Raw genomic sequence first — 12,606 nt, 5'->3', positions numbered from 1 at the left:
TGCTCCTTGCTATTTTAAAGCCTCGATACAAGAGTCTGTGATCGCTTGCCAGTTACCCTGTGCTACCCACTCTTTTTTCGCAACCCAGGTACCACCTACTGCAAATACATTATTTAACGACAAGTAATCCATTTTATTTTTTTCACTTACACCGCCGGTAGGGCAAAAACTCACTGCACGAAATACAGATGAAACGGCCGACACAAACGGCGCGCCACCAGCCAAAGAAGCAGGGAAAAGTTTTTGCTCTTCAAAACCATACTCAAGTGCCATTAAAATATCGCCTGTATTTGATACACCAGGCAATACAGGTACGTTACTCTTTACCAGTTCATTTAATAGTGTAGGCGATACAGCAGGTGTGACTATAAAATCTGAGCCTGCTTCTAGCGCTTGCTTTAAAATTGTCTCGTTAATAACCGTGCCTGCGCCCACTTTTAACTGAGGAACTTGCTCTTTAATGGCCTTAAGCGCATCAATTGATGCATCTGTTCTTAAAACAACCTCTACCAATGTTAGGCCTGCTTCTGCCATTGCTTTAGCGATGTTAACACCTTGCTCTGGCGTATCTGCTTGAATTATAGGTAGCAGAGTTTGCCCTGCCATTAGTTCAGAAAAGCGAGTCATGCGTTGTTTCCCTTATTTTAGATAATCGTGCTACTTAGTGTTATATATTGAGTACATTGGCCAGTTACAGGCCTGATTTAGCCATGGCTTGTTGAAATACATCTTTTGGTGCAATGGCACCGGGTTGCTGAATAACGGCGCCAGCGGCTTGCGCGGCAAGTTCAACAGCCTTATCAATAGGGAGCCCATCTAAACGCGCGCCTAAATACACACCATTAAAGGCATCACCAGCGGAGGTTGTATCAATCACGTTTTTAACCGGTGTAATTTTGTGGCTTTGTACTGTGTCAGCCTCTTTTGTAATAACCGAGTCAGGGCCGTTTTTGACTACAATTTCATTGATGTTATACGGTGCTAAATAATCAATAACGGCCTCTACGCTCTTGACGTCGTAAAGTGTTTCTAAGTCTTCAACACCTGGCAAGGTAATATCGGCTAAGCTAAACGCGCTATGATACTGCGCTTTAGTTTGCTCAACGTTATCCCATAGTCTTGCGCGGTAATTAGGATCAAATACTATCTTCACACCTGCGGTTTTAAGCTGTTTAACTATGTCCCAAAACTGCGGCCGTGCTTGTGCTTCTATTACAGCTAACGAAATCCCGGAAAAGAAAAACATATCGCCCGATGACAGCTGTTTAACTAGCTCAGGGCTAATAAATTCAACCACCTTTTTTGCTGCTGAATCATCGCGCCAATAAATAAAACTGCGTTCGCCTTGCTCGTCCGTTTCTATGTAATACATACCAGGGACTTTACTGTTGTGAGCAAATACATAATCTGTATTTAATTGTTCACTTACAAAACGCTCACGCATTTTTTTACTTAAGTTATCTTTCCCTAAAGCGGTTATCACTGAGGTTGTGACCTTTGGAAAGCAACGCTTTAAGTAAACTGCCGAATTATATACATCACCTGCAAATGACTGGTGCAATGTAGAGGGAACGGTCGCTCTTAACTCAATCATGCATTCGCCAATAAAGTAAATATTTTTCATTATTATCACTTATCTTAGGTAGTAAATGGCTGTAAAAAAACAGCCATTGCCAACAAATTAGTTAGGCTTTTTTAATGGTTCAATTTTTGGAATTAAAATCCATACAGCCGCCATTGCAATAATCGCTAAAGATGCCCCTATTACAAACGCCGGTGTATAATTACCATCAGCGGTTAAAATTGGAACCAGTGACGTAAGCCCTACAGCACCTAATTTAGCAGCCATACCAGAAAAGCCCGACAGCGTTCCTACCGCTTTTTTACCAAGTAAGTCGCTTGGTAAGGTTTGCACGTTACCAATAGCGGTTTGAAAACCAAATAAAATAACAGCCATAATAAGTACCGCAATTACCGGCTCGCCTGGGTTTGCCATTGCAAGCAGCGCCGGCAACATAATTAAACACCCTAATGTGATGGTCAGCTTACGTGTTTTATCGGTATTCCAACCTGCTTTAAGGCGGTTTTGGGCAAGTAAGCCACCAAACCAAGCACCAAACATAGCGCCTACATACGGAACCCAGCCATAAATACCTATAGATTTAACATCCATGCCGTACACTTCGTTTAGGTAAATTGGTATCCAAAATACAAACAACCACCAAATAGGATCAATAGCTGCAGAGGCTATAATTACACCCCAGCTTTGCTTACGAGAAAGTAACTCACCTGTAGAGGGGTTATACTCTTCTTCGTCATCGTTTGTTACATCGCCGTTATCATCAACGCGTCGTTGTCCGGTAAGAATGTATTCGCGCTCTTCTTCACTTATCCAAGGGTGAGAGCTTGGTGGCGCTTTTACTAAAATAATCCACGGTACTAACCATAAAAAGCCTAACGCACCAACAAAAATAAACACCATTTGCCAGCTAAAATACACAGTTAAATATGCAATAAGCGGAATAGCAATAATGCCACCAATAGCTGCACCAGAATTAAATATACCTTGCGCTAAAGCACGCTCTTTAGTGGGAAACCATTCTGCGTTCCCTTTAGCAGCGCCTGGCCAGTTACCCGCTTCAGCTACACCTAGAATTGCGCGGAAAATACTTAAACTAAGCACACCTTGTGCAAATGCATGGGCAATCGTGGCTAAAGACCACACACCTATTGAAAGTACAAAACCAAAACGTGTCCCCACCCAGTCAAAAATTTTGCCAAAAATAGCTTGGCCAAATGCATAAGCAAACACGAAAACAATAGAAATATTTGCGTAAATTTGTTTACGCTCTAAAGCAGATTCATCAGGGAACATCTCTTCCACAATGTCTGGCCATAAAACGCTAAGCGCTTGACGGTCGATGTAATTAATAATGGTAGCCAGTGCAATCAACACAATGACCCACCAGCGTAAGCCTTTAATTTTCATAGGTTATTCCTCAAGAAAGTCTTCGCGAGCTGGGCTAAAGGTATCAATCAAAATACCGCCAGTTGGGCATGTTGCACCGTGATCAGCAAAAGGAGGAATAAAACAGCTATCGCCTGCTTTTAAGATTTTAGTGACGCCATCAATATTAAAGTGAAATTCACCCTCAACAACATACGTTACTTGCGAATGTCTGTGCGCATGGTTATAACCAATCGCCCCCTCGGAGAACCAAATTTTTACAGCCATTAGCTCTTCGTTATAGCCAAGCATTTGGCGTTTTAAACCATTACCTAAATCTTCAATCTCGGTTTCGTTACCAAATGAAAAGTGTGGACTTTGCTTTTGCATCCTGTTTACTCCTGATTATTTTTCATCGCATAAACGCCAAGACGGCCATTTAAGGTGAATGCTTTATTTTGATATGTGAATGTGTGTTTAGCTGCTTTCTCAGCTTTATTAATAGCAACCAAGTAGGTGTTATTTTTTACTTTAACTTCAACTAGGTCCAAATCTGCTTGTACGTCATACTTAAGTGACGATACACGGCTAATCGCTTCTAAGGTATATTCTTTACTTGGGTTGTATTCACCATGAGGCTCGAGTACAGAAATAAATTTATGCTGCTTTTTATCTTCTACTCGGCGAATGTAGCCATTTTCATTACGAAGATTAAAATGCGGATCGTTAGCGCCTATTTGCGTAAATAAGAAAGACTCATCCCCTTTCACTAGGCTTGTTTGAGTATAAAAACGGCCATTGTCATTTAACCATGTTACCTTTGCTAAACCTTTTTCAGGCTGTGCCTTTGCTTTAAGCCATAAGTGTTGGTAACCATTTTTATCACCCAGCGCAGCTAAGCTTTTGGTGTTAGCAAGTAACTCAAAGCTGGTATCAATTAATTGACCTTTATAATGCAGCGGTAAATCAATTTTATGGGAGGCATCTGCATTAACATTAAAAATGTCGATTGCAAGCGTGCTTTCAAGTTCAGGCAGATTAATTAATGCCAAGGTGCGTTCAAGCTCAACGCCTTTATAAGCAGTGCTTATTTGCCCACTCGAGACTGTTCCGTATTGGTTTGTCTCAAAGAAATTAAGCTTAGGGTGATTGTTATTACCTACTTTAACATTAGCGTTAAAATGCGAGGTTTCATCAATCACAACCGTATTGTGTGCCACAGAGTGTTTTGCGTAAGTCTCGTTCTCTGGTAAGTAACGACCGCCGTATTTAGCTTCAACATTTAAAAAACGTGCAGCGCCATAATCAGATACAATTTCATTACCATGGTCGTAAAATTGCCAAGTTAATTTATCAAAATGGCCATGCCCTAAGCCTTGTGCAGCAGGTTTAAATAAAAGTGCTTGGTCGCCACCAGTTTGCGTACGCATTACTACCAATGCACCTTGCTTGCCATCGTTACCATCGCCAAACGCTACTGATTTAAACACATAAGGCGTCTGCTTATTTTTATCCAACGCTTGAGCAACTTTTAAACCATCACCTGTTAGAACCACTTGATCTTGATACTGTGCAATATCTAGATAACCCGTATCGTTAGTCAGGCTATACGCAGCCGTTACACCTTGAACTAACTCAATCGTATCAATACCTTTACTTTTTATGGCATCGTTTATTGGAAAAAATAGACCGTTGTAGCTTAGCTGAATAGTGGTATCAATTGCTTTGAGCAATATGCCGTCACGATATTCAAAAATATCCCGTTGCGGTTCATTGTTTTCAATTGCTTTTGCAAAGGTTACGAACGGAAGTAATGCAAAGCGTTGATAATAAGGTCCTTCGTTGTAATAACCTTGTGGTGAAAACAGCATGTCGAGCTGCTTAATAAACCCCCCTTTACCTGATTTATTTAAATCGTAAAGAGATTTTTCGACCCACTCAGATTCATCTAACACATACCCTGCCATGCCTACACCTGCTGTAGCCCAGGTGCCATGGTTATGCACTTTATTGAAGGTTGATGGCTGGCCTTGTGATAAAAATAACGCGACTGGGCGCAATAAGTCATTTTCAATGGTTTTGATATTCGTATCGCTTAGTGCGTCGTGAACTAAATCATATGCTTGGATGGTGTAAACAAGCCACATAGCTTCGTTAAGGCTTTGCCAAAATAGCTTACCTGGGTTTTGCGACTTAACTTTGCGCTTAGGATGTACATCAAGCGTTGGGTATAATTTGGCATAAGCAAGCAACATATCACGTACGTAATGTGCGTATTTTTCATCTTGGCTTAGCTGATAAATAACACCCGCGTTATACATAAGTTGATAATTTTTTTTATGTTGCTCGTGGGTATAGCCTCCCCCACCATCTTTAGGCACAGGTACCGAAATAGGGCCTTTAATTTGTTCGTCTACCTGTGCTTTGAGCGCTTCAAATGCGTTAGCAAATTTGCCCTGCTCATTACTGCTAATTGCTTGACGCATTTGCTGTACATCATCGTTGGTTATTACCAAATTAGGATGCACTGCGTAGGCGTTTAACGATAAAACTAAGGCACTTACAGCCACGCCCACCGTTTTAAATAATGACTTACTTTGCGTTAAATTAATCATTGTTAGTTCACCTTATTTAAAACGTTATTATTTTTAATGGTTGCCGTGTGAGGGCCCTCTACACGAAGTTCTTTTACGCTTGGTGCTTTTGTTGCATCAAAGGTGTTATCTGTAATGGCTGTTATTGGCTCACCTACCGTGTGCTCAATTTTAACCTGTGCAGATTTTCTAAATTTGTTATTTGTAATGTTTGTAACTTGAACACCGTGTGCATACACACTTGCATTCGCCTTGTTTCGCTTACCTAAACCTACTTTAGTTAGGGTGTTATTAGTCATTAATAAATGCGGACCAAAGGTGCTCTCATCGCTCCCCCCTCGGTATAACTTAACAACAGCACCGGCCACCTTATCAAAAGTGTTATTTTTAAGGGTTACATACTCAGCGTTATAAATACCTAAATCTTCTATTTCGGTATTGAGGCGTAATATATCGCCAGTTACATTTTTAAAGGTGTTATTTACTAACGTGATTTCATCTGCCATCGCACCTTTGCCCGTTACAAAAAAGTGAAATGAATGATTAATATCAAGATTAGTTAGTTGTGAGTTGTGTATTTCAAAGCGGTAGTTATCAATCATGCCCCACTTTTTAGTGCGTACCACACTATTATTAATGGCATCGGGGGCATTTTCACCTGAGATAACTAAACCATCGAGCTTTAAACTACCGCCATCATGAATTTCGAATAACGTTGAACGTTGGTAAGTCAACTTAGCTTTACCAGCATGTTTAGCTTTAAGTGTAAGCACTTTAGTTATTTTAACGAGTTTAGATACATCGTATTGACCATCAGATAGCTCTAATACATCCCCCGTTTGTGCAGTATTAATTGCGTTTAGTAATGCATCTGCAGTTGCTTTAACCTGGTGAGTTTTGCCCGTATCAAATGCCACAACCTGTTCTGCTTTTGGGTACCAACTAACGCCGGTGTCGGCCTTTTTTAGCACCTTTAAACCGCGTTTAGCACCTGCACTTATTTTGTTTGATTTAGGATAAAGTAAACCATTACTAGCTCTAGTGAGTGTTACATCTTGCTGCTTAACACCGTAATTTAACTCTTTTAATACCTGGGTGTTGGCTACATTTTTGCTAAATTTAATACCGCTTACATCATCAAAGGTTGTAAAAGGCTGCTCGCCGCTTTGATTAATAATAAGATTATTTTTCATTACGCTATTAATTGGCGCTGCGCTGCGCTCGCTATCGCTACCCGCACCAAGTTGTATATGACGTACATTTACATAGGTATTGTTTTCAATTGTCGCGTTTTCTACCTGGTGGTAACGATTTATAGGTGAGTTAGGCACACCGTTCATAACCGTAAAACCACTCCCAAAGCGATAGCCTGTTAAGCCCTCTAAGTAATTATTTTTTACAGTTTGATTTTTGTTTATTATGCGAATGCCACCAGTGTGCTCCACGCCATTGCCTAAAAAGATATTTTCTTCAATAACATTGCCATTACCATGGCGCAGCGTTAATGTGCCGCGAGATTCAAAAAACACATTATTACGAATGTGGTTTTTACCTGATTTAACAGAGATTATTTCTACTTCGCCGTTTGTACGTTCAAAGTAGTTGTTTTCAACTAGGGTGAATGAATCACTTAAAGAATAGTGGCTAGTCCCAATGCGCAGTGTTTCACCGCCATTTGACCCAAAAGTTGGGCGATAGCCAAAGAAGTTATAATCAATTTGATGATGGTTTTGTTGGCTTTGCTCACTATTAAGCCTAACAGCAACTGTAACACCTTTGTTACGCTTACCTACTAAGTGGCTGTGATCAAAACGATTGTGTTTACCATATAGCGCCACCCAATAGTCAGATTCACGCTTATCTGGGTTATTGTAGTTATCGATAACTACCTCAGTTACACGCGAGTGGGTAGCAAGTTCATCTTTATTTTTACGAAACTCAATTACGGCTGAGCTAGGCGTATAACCATTTTTAAATACCAGCCCAGACACTTCTAAGTATGAACCCGCCAGTCTTAAATTAGATTGCCCTGATAGAATAACCTTACCCTTAGTTTGTGCTGTAAGCTTTATAGGGGCGTTTTTGGTGCCTTGGCCTTGTAATAAAATTTCAAAATCAGACCACGTACCGTCTTTGAGAGTTACTTTATCGCCGGCAACGAGTTTGTCAGAGATTTCTTGAAAAGCTTGTTCAGTGTCTACAAAATAATCTTTGGCTGCCAATTGTGTGGATGTGCACCCAATAAGAACTAGGCTAAGCTTTATTATATTAATTAAACGCATAGATAACTCTTTTTCAGTGTGACCGGAAGTAATGCCTTATCAATAGTAATACTGCAATCATTGCACAAAGCAGATTAAATCTAGCCAATTGATGTTGTGTGTGTTTTGGTGCTTTAACTACGTTAAAGCACCCAATGTTGTTGGTATTATTTTTCTAGAGTTTTAAAGTAATCAAAAATTTCTGGCACGTTGCCTTGGCCCATACCTGCATCAAATGCCGCTTGTAAATTAGCAGATGACCCTTCGGCAATTTTTGATTCAGTCCCAAGGTCTGAAACCATTTGTAGGAAGTAGCCTAAATCTTTGTTTGCATTGGCAATTGAAAAACCAAGGTCGCTTACATTGTCTACCGCGTAGTTTTTACAAAATTGCATAAATGGAGAGCTAGAAGGCCCTGTCGACATAATGTCAAATAGTTGCTGGCGATCTACACCCGCTTTGTCTGCTACAGCAAACGCTTGAGACATAGCACATACCGTGGTCATACCCATAAAGTTATTGATTAATTTAGTCGTATGACCTGCGCCAAGCTCACCTAGGTGAAATACGTTTTCGCCCTGATCTTCAAGTACAGGCTTAACTTTATTAAACGTTTCAATATCGCCCGCTGCCATAATATTTAATAGGCCGTCTTTAGCATGGGCTGGAGTACGCCCTAGTGGAGCGTCAATCATGCCTGCGCCTTTAGCAGCTAGATCAGCACCAATTTTTTTAGTCGACGAAGGAATTGATGTACCAAAATCAATTAATACCGCGCCTTCTTTAATACCCGCTAAAATACCATCTTCTGCGTACACAATTTTTTCAACAACTGCAGATGTTGTTAAACAAAACATAATTATGTCTGCACCTTGTGCAAGCTCTTTTGCAGTGCTTGCTGTTTTCGCGCCTCTGCTAACGCATGCAGCAACCGCATCTTTGTTTAAATCCATAACAATAAGCTCATAGCCTTTGTTCTGTAAGTTTTCGGCCATATTGCCGCCCATTAAGCCAAGGCCGATAAAACCGATTACTGGTTTAGACATGAATAACTCCTAAATATGATGGCGCGTGCTTTTATGAGTACGAGTAATGATTTACCCCATAAATAGGTACGCTGTGTCGTTTAGTTCAATGTGTAAAGTAACCCTGAGCATGCTCTTTTGAATAAATAACCAGCCTCGTTGTTCCTATTTTAGCGAGTAATAAAAGGTTAATTACACGCTATAAATTGCTGACCGGTTACGTATTTATTAGGCTACGCTTAGCATTACTTTTATTATTTTTAATACCATGGAGAAGCTAAAACCAAACAGCTTACCAATTGGTATGCAAAAACTGTATTACCATACATCATTATTGTCAACCAATAAGTTAACTTTGTAAACCAAGGTAATTTACAATTCAATCCATGTAAAACAAAAAGAAACCAGTAATCATAGGGTTAATAACTATTCGTAAATAAAATTAATTAAACATACTTTTACCTTCATTGGTTAGGGGTTTATAAAAAATAGGTTGACCAATAAGTTCCTACACCTTTGCCCACACACATAAATACCGTAACCATACATACACAGTGCACTTACCTATTGATGGTAATAATACGAATTTAGTATTCTAATTTTCTGCCTATGTAAGGGTGCAAATGCCTCGTGTATCCACATTTACCTTAATTAAAGTCCAAAGGTTTATTTACATATTAAATCGCATTGATATTTAAATTAATGTCATAAGCTAAAGGCTCTCAGTGAAAACAAGGCAAACTTACGCGGCAAAAGTCTGACCTATTGCAAGTACATGTAACGCAATGAATACTCAAATAACTTATTGAAACAAAATTATTATTAAAAAAGAGATAATGCTTATCCGCTTAATTAAGTGAGCTATTTCGAGGATAGATAAACGTGTTGGTAGCTAGGCATAGTGCGACATTTAATTGTTCTAAACGAGGGTGTTTAATACCAACTTGATTAATTTTAGGCCCTAAAAATGATTAAGTATTATTACGGGATTGGTATAAAATAAGAGGTCAGGTATACAGCTAGCTCAGGTGCCTTGATATAGCTATGAATTATCTCCATCTGGCGCTATGCTTCCCCACCTATTTAACTTTAAACTCACAGAGGTAACCTAAATGCGTTTATTACACACGATGTTGCGTGTAGCCGACTTAGAAAAGTCACTTTCTTTTTATACACAGATTTTTGGAATGAAAGAATTACGCCGCTCTGATAATGAAGAGTATCGTTATACATTGGCTTTTGTAGGGTATGGAGAAGAGGATAATAATACTGTTTTAGAGCTTACTTATAACTGGGATCAAAATAACTACGATTTGGGTAATGCTTATGGCCATATAGCTATTGAATTTGACGATATATACAAAGCATGTGATGACATTAAGGCCGCAGGTGGAAACGTCAGCCGAGAGCCCGGACCAGTCAAAGGCGGTACAACAGAAATTGCTTTTGTGAAAGACCCTGATGGTTATTCAATTGAGCTTATTCAAAAAAAGAGAAACTAATCCCATTAATGGGTGTTGGTAAGGGGTGCGATCAAAATGCGGAAGCTTTGCTCTATTTTTGCTTATTCTTACATGGATATAAGTCATTAAAATAACGCAGGGTGTATCGCCCCGTGTTTGCCAGAGACTCAATAACTTGAGAAACTGGAACTATGAAAAAATCAAATCGCTATACATCAGAATTTCGTGAACGTGCAATTAGGCTTGTTACCACACAACAGCATGAATACCCATCTCTTTGGGCTGCGCTAGTATCGATTTCAGATAAACTTGGATGTACTCCAGAAACACTTAGAGCATGGGTAAAGAAATCTCAAGCTCAACCGTCTAAACCATCTTCTAACACGCAATCAACTGAAGAACGACTTGCCGCCTTAGAGCGGCAGAATAAAGAGCTCAAGCGAACGAATGATATCCTGAGGCAAGCTGCCGCTTTTTTCGCCCAAGCGGAGCTCGACCGCAAACAGAAGTAATCGTGGATTTTATTGATGCTTGTCGAGAGCATTACGGTGTCGAGTCAATTTGCAAGGAATTGCCGATTGCACCATCAACGTATTATTCTCATAAACAGATACAAAGAGAGCCTGAGCGACTGTCTAACCGCAAAAAGCGTGATGCTGAATTGATGATACTCATTCGCGAAGTGTGGGAGGATAATATGTCAGTTTATGGTGCAAGAAAAGTATGGAAGCAGCTACAGCTTGACGACCATCGAGTCGCCCGCTGTACAGTCGAGCGATTGATGCGAATTATGGGAATTCAAGGTGTTCGTCGCGGTAAAGCACATAAAACAACGATACCTGACGAGCAACAAGATAAGCCACTGGATTTAGTTAATCGTCAATTTACTGCTGAGCAGCCAAATCAGCTTTGGGTCGCTGATATCACCTATGTTGCCACATGGAGTGGCTTTGTTTACGTCGCTTTAGTGATAGATGTTTTTTCACGATACATTGTAGGTTGGCGTGTATCAACGACAATGCATACAGAGCTTATTCTTGACGCATTAGAGCAGGCTATTTGGCATCGTGGCAACCCCGAGGGGTTAATTCACCACAGCGACAGAGGCAGTCAATATTTGTCTATAAGGTACACTGAGCGACTTGCTGAAGCAGGAATTCAAGCGTCTGTAGGGAGTGTAGGTGACTCTTATGACAATGCATTGGCTGAAACAATAAATGGCTTATTTAAAACAGAGGTTATACGCAGAAATGGCCCGTGGAAGAATGTTGATGCTGTTGAATATGCAACGTTAGAGTGGGTTAATTGGTTTAATAATCAACGTTTATTATCTTCAATTGGATATATTTCACCAGCTCAGCATGAAACAGACTACTTTGATAATTTAAACGAGTCAGGTAAAGTGGCCTGACTTAAATAAACTGGTCTCCGATGAACTCGGGGCGATTCAGGGCGATTATCGAGCTCACTCGGTTACAAACCTCGCGATCTAGGTAATAAAATTTATCAAAAGGTGCCTATTTGCACCTTTACCTTAGTTGACTATCTTTACTTGCGCGGCGGTTTACACCTGCTACGGCCTTACCTTTAGCCTCAAGCTCACTTTGACATGCCACACAATGCCTAACACCTGGCAGTGCTAACCTGCGTGCCTGTGGTATTTCACAATCACACTCATCACAGAATTCAGCACTCGCGCCAGAGATTAAATTTTGCCTTGCATATTGCACTGCGTCATTAACACTTGCATCGATTTGATCTTGAATTGCGCCATCTCGCGCCCAACCACTTGCCATAATTAACTCCAAGTAATGAGAAATTAAACTAAAAGGCTAGCAGCACAGCGCTTTATAAATGCTGAATATTTTGTACTGGCTTTATTGCGTACGCTATTTAAAGAGTGAATAAATATAGTTTAGAGTAATTAGTAATTTAGTTGTGCTACCCATTTTATCTACACATGTAGTTATAGGTATGTATTTTTAACGCAGCTAGCAAAAGATTTATCACTGTAAATGAATAATTATTATTGCGGATCTGTCTTGAAACCAAAGCAATTATACGTAGGTGATTATTAATTAAATAGATAGGTTTTTAGATATTAAGAAGTTTAAAAGTGTAAAACTAAAGTTTTGAGGATAAACGATAGAAATTAATGCACTGGATAGAGCTAAGGAAGTAATAGATTTATACACTACTAAAATAGTAAGTGGCGTCCCAAAAAGATTAGTACTTTATGATAGCGTCCTGCATAGAGAGTGCGGTGTCACACTGCTTCATACCATACTTTATAGAAAGTGGCGTCCCCAAGGGGAT

10 protein-coding genes and 1 other annotated feature are annotated in these 12,606 nt (G+C 39.9%); of the genes, 2 read left to right on the top strand and 8 right to left on the bottom strand.

What is annotated here, in order from left to right; translation table 11 throughout:
• Positions 1–9: 9 nt before the first annotated feature.
• The 7 genes from eda to CWC17_RS12615 form a co-directional block, all read right to left on the bottom strand.
• On the bottom strand, positions 10–627 hold the full coding sequence (gene eda / locus CWC17_RS12645; protein WP_138613200.1) for a bifunctional 4-hydroxy-2-oxoglutarate aldolase/2-dehydro-3-deoxy-phosphogluconate aldolase: 618 nt from the start codon (positions 625–627) through the stop codon (positions 10–12).
• Between the two features lie 64 nt (positions 628–691).
• Positions 692–1,624 (bottom strand): sugar kinase, encoded by a 933-nt coding sequence (locus tag CWC17_RS12640; protein WP_138613198.1) that lies wholly within the window; start codon positions 1,622–1,624, stop codon positions 692–694.
• Positions 1,625–1,681: 57 nt separating this feature from the next.
• Positions 1,682–2,989, bottom strand: coding sequence for an MFS transporter (locus CWC17_RS12635; RefSeq protein WP_138613196.1), 1,308 nt, complete (start codon positions 2,987–2,989; stop codon positions 1,682–1,684).
• A gap of 3 nt (positions 2,990–2,992) precedes the next feature.
• Complete coding sequence (locus CWC17_RS12630; RefSeq protein WP_055016656.1) at positions 2,993–3,337, bottom strand: cupin domain-containing protein; 345 nt, start codon at positions 3,335–3,337, stop codon at positions 2,993–2,995.
• Positions 3,338–3,342: 5 nt separating this feature from the next.
• A complete protein-coding gene (locus CWC17_RS12625) occupies positions 3,343–5,562 on the bottom strand; it encodes a heparinase II/III domain-containing protein (RefSeq protein ID WP_138613194.1) in 2,220 nt (739 codons plus the stop codon).
• Positions 5,563–5,564: 2 nt separating this feature from the next.
• Positions 5,565–7,823 (bottom strand): chondroitinase-B domain-containing protein, encoded by a 2,259-nt coding sequence (locus tag CWC17_RS12620; RefSeq protein WP_138613193.1) that lies wholly within the window; start codon positions 7,821–7,823, stop codon positions 5,565–5,567.
• A 146-nt stretch (positions 7,824–7,969) separates the two neighbouring features.
• Positions 7,970–8,848: an NAD(P)-dependent oxidoreductase gene (locus CWC17_RS12615; protein ID WP_055016654.1), complete on the bottom strand. Its 879-nt coding sequence runs from the start codon at positions 8,846–8,848 to the stop codon at positions 7,970–7,972.
• A gap of 1,091 nt (positions 8,849–9,939) precedes the next feature.
• Here CWC17_RS12615 and gloA point away from each other — a divergent pair.
• Positions 9,940–10,329: a lactoylglutathione lyase gene (gene gloA, locus CWC17_RS12610; RefSeq protein WP_138613191.1), complete on the top strand. Its 390-nt coding sequence runs from the start codon at positions 9,940–9,942 to the stop codon at positions 10,327–10,329.
• Positions 10,330–10,481: 152 nt separating this feature from the next.
• A protein-coding gene (locus CWC17_RS12605) for an IS3 family transposase (RefSeq protein WP_502704915.1) occupies positions 10,482–11,701 on the top strand; the annotation gives its coding sequence in 2 pieces (ribosomal slippage) (positions 10,482–10,776 and positions 10,776–11,701; 1,221 coding nt in all).
• Positions 10,760–10,876 (top strand) — a sequence feature (AL1L pseudoknot). It overlaps the preceding gene by 117 nt.
• 118 nt (positions 11,702–11,819) lie before the next feature.
• Here CWC17_RS12605 and CWC17_RS12600 read toward each other — a convergent pair.
• Positions 11,820–12,086, bottom strand: coding sequence for a DksA/TraR family C4-type zinc finger protein (locus CWC17_RS12600; RefSeq protein WP_138540503.1), 267 nt, complete (start codon positions 12,084–12,086; stop codon positions 11,820–11,822).
• Positions 12,087–12,606 lie beyond the last annotated feature (520 nt).

It is taken from the genome of Pseudoalteromonas sp. S3785, from assembly GCF_005887365.1.
Taxonomy (GTDB): Bacteria; Pseudomonadota; Gammaproteobacteria; order Enterobacterales; family Alteromonadaceae; genus Pseudoalteromonas.
The sequence above is the reverse complement of the archived record's forward strand: the minus strand, read 5'-3'. Positions and strand labels throughout refer to the sequence as shown.